Consider the following 17,490-nt stretch of genomic DNA (forward strand, 5'->3'; position numbering starts at 1 on the left):
AAGTGTCATAATGTATATTATCGGCGGTTTGGGGATGAGCGCTGTTGGCTGGTCATTCACGCCGTACCCGGCCGACGCACCGTTCGGCGCTTCTGGGTCAGGACACTCGGTCACGCAACCTCATCATCGCATCCGGGACGTGTCCCCATTGTCTCGGAGGCTCTGCGCCGAGAGTTAATGTCGTCGTGTCGGGCACTGTCCCGTGAGTCGGATCCAGGCCCTGAATCATCGCCCGGGTTGGCGACCCGGGCCTGTCAGTCGGCGGGAGGATTCGGTGATGGATTATTTCGCCCCGCCCTCCCCGCGACCCGGAGTCACCATCAATACGTCACAGTGACGTAAATGCAGTGGGATCCGTGGTCACATACCTATCGCCTCACGGAGGTAATTCCCGGTGATTGTCCCGGATGTTGCGAGTTCCGCCGGGGTGCCCTCGTACACGACACGACCGCCGTCGTGTCCTGCACCCGGCCCAAGGTCGACGATATGGTCCGCACGGGCGGCAACCTGGAGGCTGTGCTCAATCACCACCAGAGTCGCGCCGTTCGCGACCAGATCGTCGAAGAGGTCGAGCAACCGACGGACATCAGCGGCGTGCAGTCCCGATGTCGGTTCATCGAGCACAATGTTCAGATCCCCGGGGTCCACGGATCCGTCATCGGCGAGATGGCGCGCCAGCAACAGACGCTGACGCTCGCCCCCGGACAAGGAGTCGATGCCCCGGCCCACAGCGATGTGGTCCAGACCGACCTTGCCCATCCACCGGATCCGCCTCTGGCCGGATGGGCCGAGCAACGGCTCAAGCTCGACCGGGCGTAACCCCGCCACGTCGGCGATAGTCCGGCCGTTGACCCGCACCGACAGTGCGTCCCCATTGAACCCTGTGCCGCCGCACGCCTCGCAGGGAGTCCTGGTGTCATCCAGAAAGGCCAGGTCAATGATGATTTCTCCCCGTCCTTTGCATTCCCCGCATGCGCCGCGGGAGTTCCTGGAGAACCATCGGGCATCCAGTCCGGCCTCGCGTCCTGCGGCGGCGAAAACGGCACGGACCTCGTCCGACACACCCATCACTGTCAGCGGTGTTGATCTCCTTCCACCGTGCAGTGGCTGCTGCCCGATCACGGTGAAATTTGGGTTCTGCCGGACGAAATCTTCTGTGACCAGCGTGGACTTTCCACTTCCAGCCACTCCGGTGACAACGGTGAGAACCCCGTCCGGAATGTCCACGCTGACATCCACCAGGTTGTGCGAGCTGGCGTGTGCAATGGTGAACCGTCCCCTCGGTTGGCGGACCGGGGTCTTCAGCCTGACCTCGGGCAGATTCTTTCCCGGCTCCGGAGGTCCGGTGTACACCACCTGCCCACCGTTCTCCCCCGCTCCGGGGCCCAGACTGATGACGTGGTCGGCTGCCGTGATCACCGACCGGTGGTGCTCGACGACCAGCACAGTATTTCCCCGGTCCCTCAGCCTGCGGAGAAGACCCGTCAACCGGTGGACATCATGGGCGTGGAGTCCTGCGCTCGGCTCGTCGAAGACATAGGTGACATCGCTGAGGGGACTTCCCAACTGACGGACGATCTTCACGCGTTGGGCCTCGCCCCCGGAGAGCCCGGGAGAAGACCGTCCCAACGTCAGGTAGCCGAGGCCGACATCCGCGAGACCCGTCAGGGTGGTGGAGATGTCGTCGATCAGGGAAGCTGCAGCCTGTCCCAGCGACTCTCCTGCCGCGGCAACGATCGACCGCAGGTCGACGACGGGTACAGTCATCCAGTCGGCGAGTGAACGGCCGTCAATGACACTCCTGCGCGCGGCACCGTTCAGTCGCGCGCCGCCACAGTCCGGACAGGTTCCCGAGTGGACGATCCGCTCCAGCGCAGCGCGCTCCTTCTCCGTCAGATGTGACGGATTCTGCGTGAGGTAGCGCTTCCTGATCCGTGGCACGATCCCATCGAACAGTCCGTGTTGTGGGTATCCCTCCCCTGGGTTGTCCAGCGGACGGGATTCCGCGTGGAGGAGAACGTCCCGGGTGCTCGCGGGCAGGTGGGACCAGGGGACATCGGGGTCGGCGAGACCCGAGGTCAGCAACCGTTTTGCCTGGTAGGTCCCAGGTCGGAAGGTAGGGAACCGTACCGGCCCCTGGCGCAGCGTCCGCTCCGGGTCGATCAGGGCATCCTCGTCGATGATCCGCTGCGTCCCGAGCCCCTCGCAGGTGGGACACATCCCGGAGGGATCATTCGGTGAGTACGCCGGCGAGTAGCCCGCCGACGGGGAGCCGAACCGGGAGAAGAGCATCCGCAGCGGTGCCGAGACGTCCGTCGCTGTAGCCACGGTGGACCGGGCGTTGCCGGTGAACCGGCGCTGGTCGACGACGACGGTGGAGGTCAGCCCGTCAACACGGTCGACGTCCGCCGGCGGGTTACGGGGTAGTCGCGTCCGGACGAATGCCGGGTAGCCCGCGGCTGTGGCACGCTGGGCTTCCGCAGCGATGGTGGAGAACACCAGGGAGGATTTCCCCGATCCGGACAGTCCCGTGACCACGGTGAACCGGTGTTTCGGGACCTCGACATCAATGCCTGCGAGGTTGTGGGTCCGTGCCCCGGTGACGGTGATGGCGTGTGGTCGCGTGTCGTGTTGTGCCATGGGAACCACGCTAAGCTGGTATGTGGCCATATGATGTCCACAACATGAAGGGTGGGACAACGGTGTCTGCCACTGCCGGACGGCTTCTGAGGTTGCTGGCGTTACTGCAGGACGGGACGCCATGGACCGCTGACGAACTCGCTGCGGCGACAGGCGTCCCCGGGCGGACACTGCGCCGCGACATTGCCGGGCTGAAGGACGCCGGTTACCGGATCACCAGCACCCGTGGACCGGGCGGCAACTACCGGCTCACCGGCGGTCCCGCCGTCCCGTTCCTGCCCACGGACGGTGAGGAGGCCGTGGCGGTTGCCGTCAGTCTCCATGCCGCGGCGAGGGGCACCGTGGGCATCGACTTCCCCCACGGTGCGGCATCCCGGGCGGAACGCCGGATCAGGGAGTCACTGTCCCCCGCCGATCGCCGCGACGCCGACCGGATGATTGCCGCCATGGAGTTCAGCATGGGCCGTGAGCCGGCCGTCGGCACCGAGACGGTTGCCCTGCTGACACGCGCGATCACTGACCACCATGAAGTGACCTTCACCCATACCGGGAAATCCGGGTCCCTGCACCGCAGTGTGGAGCCGGCGAGGGTCGTCAACCTCGACCACCGGTGGTACCTGCACGGATGGGACCGTGACAGGCGCGGGTGGAGGACGTTCCGCCTGGACAGAATCCAGGATCTGACGGTCACCCCGAACCGGTTCGTCCGCGCGCCACTACCGGACGGTGACATCGCTGCCGCGATCCGGGGAGACTTCCACGGGGGCGCGTCCCACACCGTGGTACTCGAGTTGGCCGCGCCCCCGGACATCGCTGCCGCCCGGCTGTACCGGGTCGATGGAACACTCGAACCCGTCGGCGATGGGGACCGCACGCGCTACACGGCCGTGGTGGATTCTCCCGAATGGCTGCTCACCGTCCTGGTGATCGGTGACCTGGGGTTCACGGTCGTCGACCCGCCGGAGTTCGCCGATCTGGTCCGGGCCGCAGCAGAACGGTTCCGGCGTGGCGCGGGGCCGCCTACATCGTCGCCTACAGCATCGACGCCAGAATGATCTGTGCGATGGTGAAGTAGATGATCAGGCCCGTGGCATCCACCAGCGTGGAGACCATCGGCGTGGAGAACACCGCCGGGTCGACACCGAGCTTCTTCGCCAGCAGCGGCAGCACACCGCCGACCAGGCACGCCCAGGTGCAGATGCAGACGATCGTCAGCGACATCACCGCACCGATCCGCCACTCGTAGATAAGGGCGATGGGCAGGAATATGATCGCGCCGAGGAATACGCCCAGCACGAAACCCACACGGATCTCACGCCAGATCACCTTCACGATGTCCCTGGGTCTGACCTCGTCGACGGCCAGCGCACGCACCACCGAGGACGCGGCCTGTGATCCTGCGTTACCGCCGGTACCGGTGATCATCGGCACGAACGTCGCCAGCACCACCACCGAGGCCAGCGTGGCCTCGAAGAAGGACATCACGTTGACGGTCAGAACCGCGGTGATGATCAGCACCAGCAGCCACACCCCGCGCTTGCGGGCCAGGTGGAACACCGTCGCCGTCAGGTACGGCTGGTTCAACGGCTCGGAACCGCTGGACCGGTAGACGTCCTCGGTGACCTCCTGCTCGAGGATCTCCATGGCGTCATCGACGGTGAGCACGCCGAGGAACCGGTTCTCGTCGTCCACGATCGGCAGCGCCAGAAGGTCGGCCTCCTGAACCAGGCGGGCGGCGATCTCCTGGTCCTCGGTGACGGCGACCGCGTGGGTCTCCTCGTTCATCAGCCCCGAGACCGGTGTGCCGTCAGGGGCACTGACCAGTGTCGCGAGGTTCACCACGCCGACCAGGTGCCGGGTGTCGTCGACCACCGCGAGGACGGCGATGTCACGGTTGCGCAGTTCCCTGCCCCGGAGTTTCTGGAGCGCCTGTTCGCGGGTGTTGTCGACCGCGATGGTGGTCGGAACCGGCGTCATGGCACGTCCGGCGGACTCCTCCGGGTACCCCAGCAGCTGGGCGGTGACCTGACGCCGGTCCGCCGGCAGACCCGACATCATGCGCGAGGCCACGTTGGCGGGCATTTCCCCGAGCAGCTGGGCACGGTCGTCGTCCGGCAGGCTGAGCAGGAGGTCGGCGAAGCGCCCCTCGCGAAGCTCCTCCAGGAGTTCGGCCTGGTGGGCGACGTCGAGGTACTCGAAGACCTGGATGGCGCGGTCCTTGTTGAGGAGGCGGAACAGGACCGCCTGCTCGGTGGAGTCACTGCGCGACATCTCGTCGGCGATGTCCACGGTGGTCATGTCCTTGAGTTCCTCCTGGATCGCCGGAATGTCCCGGTCGTCCAGCAGGTCGGCGATGTGGTCGGCCATGATCAACCCCGCCTACTCGCGGTACCGCTCGTCCCGGTACAGCTTCTGCAACTGCCAGAGCGTCACCGCGATGAACAGGACACACACCCCGGCGAAGATGTAGCCCGTGGTGCCGCCGGTGAAGACGAGGAAGAGGGTGGCGACGATGAGCGCGGCAAGGCGCACCCACCGGGTCAAGACCATCACGTTCCGGTCCATGGAAACTCTCCTCTGTTGTGCGTGACTAGTCCGTCAACCCGAAAACGAGCAGCAGGTCAACGGTACCTTCTTCGGCGATCTGGGATGCGACGAACTCCGGTGACACGATCCCGAAGTCCTCACGGACCACGGGGACCCGCCCCTCCACGATGACGTTCTCCCCGGTCCTGAGGATATCGAGGTCGGCGGAGACCGGGTTCGTCTCCCCGTGCATCGTGAGTTCACCGTTGACGGTCACAGTGTCGACGTTCCCGTCCTCCGGGAGGGACGAGACGTCCACCGGCTCGGTGATGCTGAACGTCGCCTCCGGGTAGTCCCCGGTGTGCAGGATATTGTCCCGGACATTGATGTCCCGCTTCTCGATGTCGGACTCGATACTGTCCACGTCCACCGTCACGAGGCCCTCCTGCAGAACGCCGTCGTCGACCGCCAGTGAGCCGGAGACCTCGGAGGTGCGCCCGGAGGTCGACTTCTCCTGGCCGGGCAGCACCTCGTCGAAGGTGTAGCCGGCCTCCGAGGAGTTCGACCCGCTGCCGGGGATGACCTCCCAGGTACCGTCGATGCCGACCGTCGCCGGATCACCGGTCCCCTCGTCGATCGAGGCGGTCTGGAGGCCCTCGTCCGTCAGGAGCCGGTACACCGGTGGTGCCACCAGCCCGATGGCCAGTGCCACGACCCCGACCACGACCAGTGTGACGATTCCCTTCCGCATGACTGCCCATCGTAGTCGCCGCTCCCCCCGAACCCCTACTCACGAGGGAGGTGGTCAGGAGGCCTCTCCCCCGTCGTCTCCCCCGGCCCGGCCGCGGACGGCCTCGGCGGCGCGGGCCAGGGCAACCAGTTCACCGCACAGCTCGGTCACGCTCGACACGGGTTCCCCGTCGGAGACGGCGGCGCCGACGTCCTCCGCCGCGCACCGGATCTCGAAGAGGGTGTCGGTGAGTTCGTCGGCGGCGCTACGGGAGAGGATCACCGCGTCCTGCGGCACGCTGGTCCCCTTGAGTGCCTGGCGTTGCTCGTAGGCGCGCTGCCTGCAGGCCTGGCCGCAGTACCGGCGGCGGCGTCCCGGGCCCTCCTGGATGATCTCGCGCCCGCACCAGTCGCAGCGCTGCGGTGCGGGACGTGCCGGGGTGTCGGTGGGGACGGCGGAATCGCTCATATAGTCCATCCTTGCACGGTGGGGTAGCATGGTGTGGTTGAGATGTAATGGGCGTCCGGGAATCTTTCGGGCGGCCCGTCCGTTGAGAGCAGTGGACGAATTACTGGATCCACACTTTTACGAAGGGTGATGCACCGATGGCAGATCGTGTCCTCCGCGGCAGTCGTATGGGAGCGGTGTCCTACGAGACCGACCGCGACCACGACCTGGCTCCCCGCCAGATGACGAAGTACCAGACCGAATCCGGGGAGATCTTCGAGGTCGCCTTCGCCAACGACGCGGAGATCCCGAACGAGTGGATGTGCAAGAACGGCCAGATCGGCCAGCTGATCGAGGGCGTCGGGCAGGACGCCAAGCCGGTGAAGCCGCCGCGTACCCACTGGGACATGCTGTGTGAGCGCCGGTCCATCGAGGAGCTCGACGTGCTGCTCGAGGAGCGCGTGGAGTTGCTGCGCAAGCGCCGCCGCAACGCCATGAAGCTGATGAAGGAGCAGGAGCGGGAGAACGCCGCCAACTCCTGACCCCTCGGTCCCCTGTCCCGTTGCGGACCGAACGCAAGATTTCGCACCGTCGTCGATTCTCACAGAGTGATACCCGCAGGCCACAGACGTGCCGGGGTGTCCCAGAGATCGGCGGCGGTGCGAAATGTTTCTGTGCGCCGAACCCGGTGCCCTACCGCTGCAGCTTCCGGCGCACCGAGGCGCTGCCCAGGTGCCAGAACGCGCTGACGAAGTTCCCGACCTGCTCGGCGCGGTGGCGTATCCCCCAGGTCGTGACCTCCAGGAGGCTGTCCCTGACGAAGCTCCCGGCCAGCTTGGACTCACCGATCTCGCGCTCGGTGAAGGTGATCGGCACCTCCTCGACGGCGAAACCGTCCTCCACGGCGCGGAACGCCAGATCAACCTGGAAGATGTACCCGGCGTTGGACAGCTCGTCGAGGTCGAGTGACTCCACCAGGCTGCGCCGGTACGCCCGGTAGCCGGCGGTCATGTCCGACAGGCCGGCCCCGAGCGCCACCGAGATGTAGATGTTTCCGGCCTTCGACAGGAACCACCGGTTCCACGGCCAGTTGACGACCCTTCCGCCGGGGACGTAGCGCGATCCGATCACCAGGTCGGCGCCGTTGTCGACCCCGGACAGCAGGTCGCGGAGCTGTTCGGGGGCGTGGGAGCCGTCGGCGTCCATCTCGCAGAGCACGGTGTAGCCGGCGTCCGCGTCCAGACCCCACCGGAATCCGGCGACGTAGGCGCCGCACAGCCCGCCCTTGCCCTCACGGTGCAGGACGTTGATGTGGTCATCCCCGGCGGCCATCTCGTCGGCGAGGTCGCCGGTGCCGTCGGGGCTGTTGTCGTCGACGATCAGGATGTCGACCCGGTCCGGCTCGGCCCCGCGCACACGTCCGACGATCAACGGGAGGTTCTCCAGCTCCTCGTACGTCGGGATGATGACCAGCGTCCGGTCACTGGGACGGGACGGTTCTGCCGTAGCCAACCTCTGCCTACCTCTGCTTCTTCTGTTTCCTGCCGGTGAATGCTCGCAGACCTGCGAAGAGCACGAACCCGAGGCCGGCGAGAGCGATGATCCACTCTCCCACCGGCCCGATCCGTGCCGATACCGTCTCAGTATCCCGCAATTCAATGTCCTCCTGCAAAAGGCCCGCCCGGAAGATCTCTGTGCGGTCGACCACATCACCCTCCGGTGTCACGATCGCGGACACGCCGGACGTGGCGGCGACGACCACGGAGCGGTCGTACTCCACGGCCCGCATCCGGTTCATCGCCAACTGCTGGAACGTCATGTCGGTGAAGCCGAAGGTGGCGTTGTTGGTGGGGCTGGTCAACAGCGTCGCACCGGCGTTCACCGCGTCGCGGTAGGCACCGTCGAAGCTGACCTCGTAGCAGGTCGCGACACCCACCGGGATGTCGTCCATGTGCACCACCCCGTTGCCGTCGCCGGGCTTGAAGTCCCCGGCCCGGTCCACGTAGGGGCTGATGTTGCGCAGCAGGTCGCGGAAGGGCATGTACTCGCCGAAGGGCTGCAGGTACTTCTTGATGTGCTGCTCGCCGGGGCCGGTCTCGGGGTCCCAGACGACCAGGGTGTTGCGGCTGCCGACCTCGTCGCGGGTCATTGTCCCGACCAGGAGCGGTACGCCGACCGCCTCGGCCGCCCCACTGATGGCGTCGTAGGCGTCCGCATTGGCGAACGGGTCGAGGTCGGAGGCGTTCTCCGGCCAGATGACCAGGTCGGGACGCTCCCTCTCACCGCTGTCGACCTCGTCGGCGAGCTTCCGGGTCTGGGCGACGTGGTTGTCGAGGACGGCCCGGCGCTGATCGGCGAAGTCCAGGCCGAGCTGAGGCACGTTGCCCTGCACGGCGGCGACGTTCACGGTGCTGCCGTCACCGTCTGCGCTGTCGCCGCTACCGCCCCAGGAGGTCGGCACCACGGCCAGGACCAGTCCCCCACCCACGGTGACCGCCACGGTGGCGGCCGCGGTGGCCCAGCGGCGGCGCACCAGCTGGGCAATGCCGAGGCCGGTGACCACGACCGCGAAGGTGACCAGGGACGGCCCGGCGACGGACACCCAGTTCTCGAGCGGGCCGGACACCTGCCCCCAGGCCACACGACCCCACCCGAATCCGCCGAAGGGCCAGTTCGAGCGCAGCCATTCGGTGGCCACGAACCAGGCGGGGATGGCCAGAAGCAGGACAACCGGGGGCACACCACGTCCGGAACGCAGCCCCAGGGCGACCAGGGCCACGCCTGCGCCAAACAGGAGACTGTAGAGCGACTCCAGCAGGGCGAGGCCGATCCAGGCGATCGCGCCGACGTACTCCCCCACCCACGGCAGCAGGAACAGGTAGCAGACCAGGCCCTGGATCCAGGACAGCCACAGGGCCCACCCCCAGGTGTGGCGGCGCGACGCGGGCCCGTCGGCGACGCCCGACAACGCGTGGGAGAGTGCCAGGAAGAGCACGGCGAATCCCAACGGAGCAAGCCACCACAGGCCGGTGGGCTGGTAGGACGCGAACTGCGCGACTCCGGCGACGGCCGCCGCGGCCGTCAGCAGAAGGAACCGGATCACCCCTGCTTGCCCTGCCCGTCCGGCGTGTCCCCGTCGTCCCCGCCGAACTCGTCCTCACGGTGGTCGATGACCTCTCCCCAGCCGTCGACGTTCTTGGTCTGCGGCATGCTCACCCCGGACACGGTGGTGAAGGACGCGCCGCCGAACTCGGTGAGCGTCCTGCGCAGGGCCCCGCCGATCATTGTGCGGACCAGTGACCGTGTCGGCGGGATCAGCAGGAAGATGCCGATGACCGCGGTCAGCAGGCCGGGCAGGGCGACCAGGACGGCGCCGACGGCGGTCAGCGCGGCATCGGCGGTGAGGCGTCCCGGGTGCTCCTGGTCGTCGAGGGTGCGGCGCACCAGCTCACGGAACTGCCACCCTGCCAGCGCGATGCCACCGATGAACGCGACGAGGGTGAGCAGGATGGTCCACCCGAACCCGATCCACAGTCCCATCAGGACGAAGACGAGGAACTCGGTGAGGACGTAGAGCAGCGGAAGGACGCGTGACATGTCCCCCACCCTAGCCGTTCCGGCCTGGACACGGCAGTTCGCGCATTCCCTGGACCGGGGTCGCAGGCTCGGATACTGTTATCTCGTTGTAATCACTTTTCCCCGAAAGGCTTGTTGACCCCCATGTCCCGTCTCCGCCGCAGCAGTATCGCCCTCGCCCTCGCCGCCTCCACCACCTTCGCCGGTGCCGCAGTCACCCCTGCCGTCGCCCAGGACAGCAGCACGGAGTCCAGCTCATCCTCCTCCAGCGACCTCCCGGAATCGGTCTCCGGCAGCATCGACGACATCGACGGCTCCCTCGCCGAGGGAAGCAGCGCTGCCGAGGGCTCCATCGACGACAGCTGCGGTGACACCTCCTTCGGGGGCATCGTGACGTGCGCGGTCGCCGGGACCATCGGTGCCACCGCCGCGCTCGCCGTCTTCGGCGTCCTGCGCACCCTGCTCTACGAGGTCGGCGGAATCTAGAACCCCTGCCACCGTCCCCCGCGGCCTACCGCGGTGCGAGCCGCCACAGGAAACGCGGGACGAACGCGGTTGCCCGGGCCAGCCAGGCCAGACGTCGGGGCACCCACACGTCGGCGGTGCCCCGGCGCAGTGCATCCACCGTCGCGTCGGCGACGACATCGGCGGTCACCGACATGGGGGCGGGGTCCATCCCCTCGGTCATCCGACCGACCACGAACCCGGGGCGCACCACGGTCAGTGCCACCCCGGTGCCGCGGAGGGCGTCCTGCATGCCCTGGCAGAACCCGTCGAGCCCCGCCTTCGCCGAGCCGTACACGTAGTTCGGGCGCCGCACACGCGCCCCGGCGATCGACGAGAACGCCACCAGTCGTCCGGTCCCGCGCGTCCTCATCCGTGCCGAGAGTTCGGTGAGCAGCACCGCCTGTGCGGTGAAGTCGGTGTGCAGGATGCGCTCGACCTCCCCGCCGTCGTCCTCCGCACGTCCCTGGTCGCCGAGGACCCCGAACGTGGCGATCGCGGTGTCGATGGCCCCGCGGGACTCGATGTCGTCGATCACCGCCGCCTGCGACGCACAGTCGGACGCGTCGAAGAAGACCGTCTCGACGTTGGTCGCGCCCAGTTCCCGCAGGTACTCCGCCACCTCGGTGAGCGCGTCGGGACGCCGTGCGGCCAGGACGATGTCGTTGCCGGTGGCCATCCGGCTCACGATCTCCTCACCGATCTCACTGGTGGCGCCGAAGACGGCGATGCGGTTGGCGCTCATTCGGTGTCCCCCTCCCCCGGGCCCACACGGACCAGGTCGTGGCTGGTGAGGTTCAGGGGCTCGCAGCCGTCCCCGGTGAGTACCACGATGTCCTCGATGCGTGCACCCCACTGCCCCGGGATGTAGATCCCGGGCTCGATGGAGAACGCCATGCCCTCGTCCAGGGGAAGGTCGTTGCCGGCGATGATGAAGGGTTCCTCGTGCCCGGACAGTCCGATGCCGTGGCCGGTCCGGTGGCTGAAGTACTCCCCGTAGCCGGCGTCGGCGATCCGGTCGCGGACCACGGCGTCCAGCTCGGCGGCGGTGATGCCCGGCTTCGCCGCGGCGAGCCCGGCCTCCTGCGCCTGCTGCAGGACGCGGTAGGCGTCCTGCTGGTCGCGGTCGGCCCCGCCCACCACGTAGGTGCGTGTGCAGTCGGAGTGGTAGCCGGTGTCCAGCGTGCCCCCGATGTCGACGACAACGATGTCCCCGTCGGCGAGCACCCGGTCCGAGTAACTGTGGTGCGGATCGGCGCCGTGGGGACCTGAGCCGACGATGACGAAGTCCACGGACACGTGCTCCTGCAGGATGAGGTCGGTCAGCTCCGCGGCGACCTCGGCCTCGGTGCGGCCCGCCCGCAGGAGCGCGGGAACCTGCAGGTGCACGGTGTCGATGGCCTGTCCCGCACGGCGCAGCTCGCCGATCTCCAGGGCGTCCTTGACCATGAACACGTCCCGCAGGACGGAGGTGGCGTCCACCGTGGTGATATCGCGGGCCTGCAGATCGAGCAGATGGTCGGCGGTCATCGTCCCCGAGACGGCGATGGTGGAGACCCCGGGGAGTTCGAGGAGACCGACCGGGTCCTCCCCGTCGGTCCAGGGGACGACCTCGACGCCGAGCTGGCCGGCGACTCCGTCACGCAGGGCTGCGGCGTCCACGGCGGGGACGACGATGCGGCGGCTGGTGGGGGTCACGACCAGCGCACTGAACCGTTCATGCGTGTCGATGTCGCTGGCGAGCAGGAACCGGAGGTCCGGTCCCGGGGTCAGCACGGCGGCGTCCAGTGCCTGCTCGGACAGGAGTCTGGCGACCGTGTCCAGACGGGTCGCGTAGGTCTCTGGGGGGAACGGTGAACTCATGGGAGGCCAGTCTAGGCCAGCGAGCCAGCGAAGCCAGTCCGCCATGTTCCCCACGTAGGTGTGGCCGGTCCCCGGTTCGCGGCGTTCGGTGTAGGAGACGTGGTCAGCACCGAGGTATCCCTCGATGAGCCGCCGTGCCTCGGCGAAGCGGGCGCGTTCGCCGGGGATGTCGCGGACGTCGACGACGTAGGAGGGGTTCCGGCGCAGTTCCAGGGCGCGCCGGGCCTTCTGCTGCCAGGCCAGCGGGGACGCCAGGCCGATGTCGGGTGTCCACTGGGCAAGCAGACGCAGTGGGCTGGGGTCGGGGCACAGGCAGATGCCGTCGTCCGGGTCAGCGGCCCAGCGGGCGTGGATGTCCCGGACCGGTGATTCGCCGCGGATGCCGTGCCGTTCCCTGCTGCCGGTGACTCCCCTGGGCTGCTCGGGGTCGGAGACGAAACCGACGGCGACCACGTGGCTGCGCTCCAGCGCGGTGAGCATGTCCAGGGTGCGGTGCACGACGACCGCCCCGCCGGAGTAGCCGAGCAGGACCACGGGGTGGCCGTCCACGATCGCGTCCCGCACCATCCCCGCCAGGGCGTCCGCTCCCTGGGCCACGGCATCGAGGAAGGGGACGGGCCCCTCATGACGCTCCCCGGCGGGCCCGTACTGCGCGAGCCAGGGGTTCTCCACGCAGGTCCAGTCGTCCGGCAGGAGGTCGGTCACCGCGCCCAGCATGGGACCGGGGACGGGTTCACCGATACCGCGGCTGCGGATGACGACGGGCGCTGCGGAGCTCATGCCGCACAGCGTAGCGGGTGTCCCTGACCGGACACTGTGGCTAGTCTGTACGTGTGACCGCTCCCGTGCCCCGCCTGCTCGTGACCGCCTTCGAACCTTTCGGCGGGGCCGCGGTCAACCCCACGGTGGCTGCGGTGGGGGCGCTGGACTCCACGGGAACCGCCGGAGCAGGGGTGACCACACGGGTCCTGCCCGTTGAGTTCGATGGGGCGCAACGGCGGATCCGGGAGTCGGTGGAGGAGGTTCGTCCGGACGTTGTCCTGTGCTTCGGGGTAGCGGGTGGCCGTTCCGCGGTGACCCCGGAGAGGGTCGCGGTGAACCTGCAGGACGCCCGGATCCCCGACAATGCCGGATACCGGCCGGAGGATGCCCCGGTCGTCGGGGACGGCCCGGCCGCGCACTTCTCCGCACTGCCGGTGAAGGAGATGGTCCGTGCACTCGACGTTGCCGGGATTCCGGCCGACCTGTCGATGTCGGCGGGCACCTTCGTGTGCAACACGGTCCTCTACCGGCTGCTGGACGAGGGTGTTCCGGCGGGGTTCGTCCACGTCCCCGCCCCGGAGGCCATGGACCAGGAGACGGTCAACCGGGCGGTGGAGATCTGCGTGCGGACGACTGTTGACCGCTGGACGCGGGACTGACCGTCCCCTACCCCGTCGACCCCAGTTCCACGACACCGCGCTGAATCGCCGGAACGGCCTTGCGTGCCGCCGACTTCACCGAGGGGGCGTACCCGGTGTGCCGGATCTGGTTGAGCAGGTCCACGACCCGGGCGCACCAGCGCACGAAATCACCCGGGGTCAGCTCGGCCCCGGCGGCCGCCGCCGCCCGCAGGCAGTAGTCCAGTGGAGCGCCCGCGGCCCACTGGTGCATCGCCGTGGCGAAACCGATCTGCGGGTCGCGGGTCAGGGGAAGTCGGTGGCGTTCCTCGTCGGAGACGAGTTCACCGTGGATCCGGAACACCGCGGACACCGCCGTCGCGAGAGCCTCGGTCGGTACCCCGTCCTCGTGGCGTCCCTCGGTCTCACGGCGGTTCTCGAACACCACGGTGGAGGCCACCGCAGCCAACTCCGCCGGGTCCAGGTCGTCCCACACGCCACGGCGCAGGCACTGGGCGACCAGCAGGTCGGACTCGTGGTGGACCTTCGCCAGCCTGCGTCCCTCGGAGGTGATGCGGGTGGACGTGCGTTCACCGTCGGTCTCCACGTAGTCCAGCTCCCCGAGGAGGTCGAGGATGCGGTCGAAGGTCCGCGACAGTGACTCCGTCTCCGGGGCCTGTGTCTCCAGTTCCCGTTCCAGTGTCCGTCGTGCGGCAACGACCCGTTCGGCGGGACGCACCAGTTCCTCGCGTTCACGCAGGGCATGCACCGGGTGCATGTGCACCTCGTCACGGAGGTCGTTGGCGCGCCGGGAGCCGACCTTGGCCCTGGGTTTGAGGACGCGCGGCCGGTCGACCTTCTGGCGGCGGAGGTTCGAGGCCACGGCCCGGGAATTGCGCTTCGGGCTGCGCCGCGCACTCTTCGGCAGGGACATGTGCCCCAGCGGCACCGGGACATTGTTGAAGGCCTCGGCGGTGACGGGGCCGCACCACCCGTCCTCGACGACGAGCCAGGGGCGCGGGTGGCGGTGGTCGGAATCGCTGCGCACCACCACCGCGATATCCGGGTGCTTGCCGGTCGGCAACGCGATGATGTCGCCCACCGACAGGCTGGACAGCAGCTTCGAGGTCTCCTCCGCACGGTGCTCCGAGGAGTCCTTCTTCGCCCGGCGTTCCTCCAGTGTCAGGTCGCGGCGCAGGTTCGCGTAGGCGATGACGTCGTCGGAGGAGATCGGCCGACCGTCCACCCCGACGATGCCGTCTCCCCCGACCTTCGACAGGACGCCGTGCAGGTCCCTCTCGAGACTGGAGAGGTCGCGTCTGCGCCGGGTCGTGCGCTCGGCCTGCTCCACCACGGTGGACGCCGCCTGGTACTGCGCGAAGGAGCGGTCCAGGATCCGGTGTGAATCCGTGTAGCCCTTCGTGCCGATCAGGTTCACGGCCATGTTGTAGCCGGGGCGGAAGGTCGAGTCCAGCGGGTAGGTGCGCGTCTGGGCGAGGTGGCCCACCGCGTGCGGGTCGATGCCGCGGCTCCACAGCACGACAGCATTGCCTTCGGTGTCGATGCCGCGGCGGCCGGCACGCCCGGTGAGCTGCGTGTACTGGCCCGGGGTGAGGTCGACGTGGCTCTCGCCGTCGAATTTTATCAATTTCTCGAGCACCACCGAACGCGCGGGCATGTTGATGCCCAACGCCAGGGTCTCCGTGGCGAAGCAGACCTTCAGCAGCCCACGTGAGAAGAGGCCCTCCACGATGTGCCGGAAGGCGGGCAGCATCCCGGCGTGGTGGGCGGCGTAGCCGTTGCCCAGTGCCCGGCGCCACTGACGGAATCCCAGCACACCGAGGTCCTCGGTGGGAATGCCGTCCACTCCGGCATCGACGGTGGCCAGGATGTCGTCACGTTCGGCGTCGGTGGTCAGCCGGACGCGGTCGACGAGAAGCTGCCGGACCGCCCCGTCACAGCCGGCCCGGGAGAAGATGAAGTAGATCGCGGGGAGCATCGAGGTGGCGCGCATCTGCGCGACCACGTCCGCCCGTTTGGGGCCCTGGCGGCGTCCCGACTCCTCGGCGCGGGAGGCTGCCGCGAGGACGGACCGGTTGACGTCGGAGTCCTTTCCTTTGCCACCCTTGCCGTAGAGCGGCATGATCTGCTTGCCGACCATCATGAACTGGTTCAGCGGCACGGGGCGGTGCGTGGTCACCACCAGGTCGGTCCGCCCGCGCACGGTGGAGAGCCACGCGCCGAACTCCTCGGCGTTGGACACCGTGGCGGACAGGCTGACCAGGATCACCCGCGGATCGAGGTTGAGGATCGTCTCCTCCCACACCGGCCCGCGGGACGGGTCGGCGAGGAAGTGGACCTCGTCCATCACCACATGGGTGAGCCGGTCGAGCCGGTCGGATTCGGCGTAGACCATGTTGCGCAGCACCTCGGTGGTCATCACGACCACCGGGGCATCCCCGTTGACGCTCACGTCGCCGGTGAGCAGCCCAACGTTGTCCTCCCCGTAGCGGGCCACCAGGTCATGGTACTTCTGGTTGCTCAGCGCCTTGATGGGCGTGGTGTAGAAGCAGGTGCCGTCCACACGGAAGGCCTCGTGGACGGCGAACTCCCCCACCACTGTCTTCCCCGCGCCGGTCGGGGCACACACCAGTACGCCGCGTCCCTCGGCGATCGAGGTGGCGGCGGTCAACTGGAAATCGTCCAGTGGGAAGGGGTAGGACGCCGCGAAGGCGGCGACGGGTGCGGGGAGTTCCGCGGAGGCGGGGTCAGAGGATGTCGTCAAAACCGTCCTTGGGTGTGGAATCGAAGTTGCGGGTACCGCCCGGTGTGCCGGAACCGCCACGGGAATCGTCACGGTAGCGCGTCCGGCCGGCGGCGTGGGTGGCCTTCGGTTGGTCGTCGACCTTCGTCGGTGTCTCCAGCGGCGAGGACGTGCCGATCGTCGACGCGCTCTCGTCGTCGAGGTCCTCCGGGGTGTCGTCCAACAGACCTCTCTTCTTCCTGCGGTGATCGTTGAAATGGGCAATCTGGATGGCGATCTCCATCATCAGACACATCGATCCGGCCAGGGCCACCATCGTGACCGGGTCCCCGCCGGGGGTGACGAACGCGGCGACAATGAACAGCACCAGGATGATGTAGCGGTGCTTTTCCTTCAGGGTGTCGTAGCTCAGGATGCCCAGCAGGTTCATCATCACCATGATCAGCGGCAGCTCGAAACTGATGCCGAAGATGAGCAGGAGCATCAGTAGGAAGTTGAAGTAGCTGGTGCCCGTCAGCGCGGCAATCTGTGCCTCGTTGCCGATGGTGAGCAGGAAGTCCAGGCCGTAGGCGACGACGACGTACGCCATGACCGCCCCCATGATGAACAGCAGGGTGGCCGCCGCCGCGAAGGCGCGCGTCCACCGCTTTTCGTTCTTCTTGAGGCCCGGAGTGATGAAACCCCACAACTGCCCCAGCCACACCGGGGCGGAGAATACGAGTCCCGCCAGGAAACCAACCTTCAGGCGCAGCATGAACTGCTCGAATGGTTCGGTGGACAGCAGACGGCACTCCCCGTCGGAACTCCCGAAGCGGGCTTCGGGCGGAAGTTGGCAGTAGGGGCCACGCATGATCTCGCCGAGGCTGGGGATCCCGAGGAACCCGTTCCCGTACCACATGTATCCGAGCAGGGTGCCGACACCTATGGCGGCCGCGGCGATGACCACACGCCGCCGGAGCTCCTTGAGGTGCTCGACGAGCGACATCTCCGCCTGCCTGGAGCGGCGCTTCTTCTGTCTGGGGACGCGGACCTTCCGCTGTCCGGTGGAACTGTCAGTCATT

Annotated in this window: 16 protein-coding genes and 1 pseudogene; 4 read left to right on the forward strand and 13 right to left on the reverse strand. The window is 67.9% G+C overall.

Going from position 1 to position 17,490, the window contains the following annotated elements; all coding sequences use genetic code 11:
* Nucleotides 1-360: 360 nt before the first annotated feature.
* Nucleotides 361-2,640 carry an excinuclease ABC subunit UvrA gene (locus ACTIL2_RS08945; protein WP_442337113.1) on the reverse strand — a complete coding sequence of 760 codons (2,280 nt, stop codon included), beginning with the start codon at nt 2,638-2,640 and terminating at the stop codon, nt 361-363.
* Nucleotides 2,641-2,702: 62 nt separating this feature from the next.
* Between ACTIL2_RS08945 and ACTIL2_RS08950 the strand changes: the two genes are divergently transcribed.
* Nucleotides 2,703-3,695, forward strand: a complete 993-nt coding sequence (locus ACTIL2_RS08950; RefSeq protein ID WP_442337114.1) for a helix-turn-helix transcriptional regulator — start codon at nt 2,703-2,705, stop codon at nt 3,693-3,695.
* Here ACTIL2_RS08950 and mgtE read toward each other — a convergent pair.
* From mgtE to ACTIL2_RS08970, 4 genes are read right to left on the reverse strand one after another with little or no spacing between them, the layout of a single operon-like run.
* Nucleotides 3,673-5,007 (reverse strand): magnesium transporter, encoded by a 1,335-nt coding sequence (mgtE, locus tag ACTIL2_RS08955; protein WP_442337115.1) that lies wholly within the window; start codon nt 5,005-5,007, stop codon nt 3,673-3,675. The genes ACTIL2_RS08950 and mgtE overlap by 23 nt on opposite strands.
* Before the next feature lie 12 nt (nt 5,008-5,019).
* The gene (locus ACTIL2_RS08960; protein WP_442337116.1) at nt 5,020-5,205 is read right to left on the reverse strand and encodes a hypothetical protein; all 186 of its coding nucleotides are present in this window, start codon (nt 5,203-5,205) and stop codon (nt 5,020-5,022) included.
* A 25-nt stretch (nt 5,206-5,230) separates the two neighbouring features.
* Complete coding sequence (locus ACTIL2_RS08965; protein ID WP_442337117.1) at nt 5,231-5,917, reverse strand: YceI family protein; 687 nt, start codon at nt 5,915-5,917, stop codon at nt 5,231-5,233.
* 54 nt (nt 5,918-5,971) lie between these two features.
* Complete coding sequence (locus tag ACTIL2_RS08970; protein ID WP_442337118.1) at nt 5,972-6,364, reverse strand: hypothetical protein; 393 nt, start codon at nt 6,362-6,364, stop codon at nt 5,972-5,974.
* A gap of 137 nt (nt 6,365-6,501) precedes the next feature.
* Between ACTIL2_RS08970 and ACTIL2_RS08975 the strand changes: the two genes are divergently transcribed.
* Nucleotides 6,502-6,885 carry an RNA polymerase-binding protein RbpA gene (locus ACTIL2_RS08975; protein WP_442337119.1) on the forward strand — a complete coding sequence of 128 codons (384 nt, stop codon included), beginning with the start codon at nt 6,502-6,504 and terminating at the stop codon, nt 6,883-6,885.
* Nucleotides 6,886-7,036: 151 nt separating this feature from the next.
* On the opposite strand, the gene ACTIL2_RS08980 is transcribed toward ACTIL2_RS08975, so the two are convergent.
* The 3 genes from ACTIL2_RS08980 to ACTIL2_RS08990 are packed head-to-tail and all read right to left on the reverse strand — an operon-like array spanning nt 7,037 to nt 9,940.
* Nucleotides 7,037-7,855, reverse strand: a complete 819-nt coding sequence (locus ACTIL2_RS08980) for a polyprenol monophosphomannose synthase (protein ID WP_442337120.1) — start codon at nt 7,853-7,855, stop codon at nt 7,037-7,039.
* A 7-nt stretch (nt 7,856-7,862) separates the two neighbouring features.
* Entirely contained in the window at nt 7,863-9,446 is a 1,584-nt protein-coding gene (gene lnt, locus ACTIL2_RS08985; RefSeq protein ID WP_442337121.1) for an apolipoprotein N-acyltransferase, read from the reverse strand.
* Complete coding sequence (locus ACTIL2_RS08990) at nt 9,443-9,940, reverse strand: FxsA family protein (protein ID WP_442337122.1); 498 nt, start codon at nt 9,938-9,940, stop codon at nt 9,443-9,445. The genes lnt and ACTIL2_RS08990 overlap by 4 nt, the downstream gene beginning before the upstream one ends.
* 123 nt (nt 9,941-10,063) lie before the next feature.
* Between ACTIL2_RS08990 and ACTIL2_RS08995 the strand changes: the two genes are divergently transcribed.
* Nucleotides 10,064-10,405, forward strand: coding sequence for a hypothetical protein (locus ACTIL2_RS08995; RefSeq protein ID WP_442337123.1), 342 nt, complete (start codon nt 10,064-10,066; stop codon nt 10,403-10,405).
* 25 nt (nt 10,406-10,430) lie between these two features.
* On the opposite strand, the gene ACTIL2_RS09000 is transcribed toward ACTIL2_RS08995, so the two are convergent.
* The 3 genes and pseudogenes from ACTIL2_RS09000 to ACTIL2_RS09010 all read right to left on the reverse strand — a co-directional run.
* Nucleotides 10,431-11,168 carry an SDR family NAD(P)-dependent oxidoreductase gene (locus ACTIL2_RS09000; RefSeq protein WP_442337124.1) on the reverse strand — a complete coding sequence of 246 codons (738 nt, stop codon included), beginning with the start codon at nt 11,166-11,168 and terminating at the stop codon, nt 10,431-10,433.
* Nucleotides 11,165-12,286 (reverse strand): M24 family metallopeptidase, encoded by a 1,122-nt coding sequence (locus ACTIL2_RS09005; protein ID WP_442337144.1) that lies wholly within the window; start codon nt 12,284-12,286, stop codon nt 11,165-11,167. The genes ACTIL2_RS09000 and ACTIL2_RS09005 overlap by 4 nt, the downstream gene beginning before the upstream one ends.
* 420 nt (nt 12,287-12,706) lie before the next feature.
* Nucleotides 12,707-13,066 (reverse strand): annotated as a pseudogene (locus ACTIL2_RS09010) (PE-PPE domain-containing protein); the annotation flags it as partial.
* 53 nt (nt 13,067-13,119) lie between these two features.
* Here ACTIL2_RS09010 and ACTIL2_RS09015 point away from each other — a divergent pair.
* A complete protein-coding gene (locus ACTIL2_RS09015) occupies nt 13,120-13,707 on the forward strand; it encodes a pyroglutamyl-peptidase I (protein ID WP_442337125.1) in 588 nt (195 codons plus the stop codon).
* A gap of 7 nt (nt 13,708-13,714) precedes the next feature.
* Here ACTIL2_RS09015 and ACTIL2_RS09020 read toward each other — a convergent pair whose 3' ends face one another.
* Nucleotides 13,715-16,450, reverse strand: a complete 2,736-nt coding sequence (locus ACTIL2_RS09020) for a DEAD/DEAH box helicase (protein ID WP_442337126.1) — start codon at nt 16,448-16,450, stop codon at nt 13,715-13,717.
* Entirely contained in the window at nt 16,434-17,489 is a 1,056-nt protein-coding gene (gene tatC, locus ACTIL2_RS09025; protein ID WP_442337127.1) for a twin-arginine translocase subunit TatC, read from the reverse strand. The genes ACTIL2_RS09020 and tatC overlap by 17 nt, the downstream gene beginning before the upstream one ends.
* Nucleotide 17,490 lies beyond the last annotated feature (1 nt).

Source organism: Corynebacterium sp. (assembly GCF_052107835.1).
Lineage (GTDB): Bacteria > Actinomycetota > Actinomycetes > Mycobacteriales > Mycobacteriaceae > Corynebacterium.

What these genes read in the sequence shown, in the direction of transcription:
- ACTIL2_RS08995 (WP_442337123.1), top strand. Translation starts at nt 10,064, where the DNA reads ATGTCCCGTCTCCGCCGCAGCAGTATCGCCCTCGCCCTCGCCGCCTCC.
- mgtE (WP_442337115.1), bottom strand. Translation starts at nt 5,007, where the DNA reads ATGGCCGACCACATCGCCGACCTGCTGGACGACCGGGACATTCCGGCG.
- ACTIL2_RS09005 (WP_442337144.1), bottom strand. Translation starts at nt 12,286, where the DNA reads ATGAGTTCACCGTTCCCCCCAGAGACCTACGCGACCCGTCTGGACACG.
- ACTIL2_RS08975 (WP_442337119.1), top strand. Translation starts at nt 6,502, where the DNA reads ATGGCAGATCGTGTCCTCCGCGGCAGTCGTATGGGAGCGGTGTCCTAC.
- ACTIL2_RS08945 (WP_442337113.1), bottom strand. Translation starts at nt 2,640, where the DNA reads ATGGCACAACACGACACGCGACCACACGCCATCACCGTCACCGGGGCA.
- tatC (WP_442337127.1), bottom strand. Translation starts at nt 17,489, where the DNA reads ATGACTGACAGTTCCACCGGACAGCGGAAGGTCCGCGTCCCCAGACAG.
- ACTIL2_RS08990 (WP_442337122.1), bottom strand. Translation starts at nt 9,940, where the DNA reads ATGTCACGCGTCCTTCCGCTGCTCTACGTCCTCACCGAGTTCCTCGTC.
- ACTIL2_RS08965 (WP_442337117.1), bottom strand. Translation starts at nt 5,917, where the DNA reads ATGCGGAAGGGAATCGTCACACTGGTCGTGGTCGGGGTCGTGGCACTG.
- ACTIL2_RS08970 (WP_442337118.1), bottom strand. Translation starts at nt 6,364, where the DNA reads ATGAGCGATTCCGCCGTCCCCACCGACACCCCGGCACGTCCCGCACCG.
- ACTIL2_RS09000 (WP_442337124.1), bottom strand. Translation starts at nt 11,168, where the DNA reads ATGAGCGCCAACCGCATCGCCGTCTTCGGCGCCACCAGTGAGATCGGT.
- ACTIL2_RS08960 (WP_442337116.1), bottom strand. Translation starts at nt 5,205, where the DNA reads ATGGACCGGAACGTGATGGTCTTGACCCGGTGGGTGCGCCTTGCCGCG.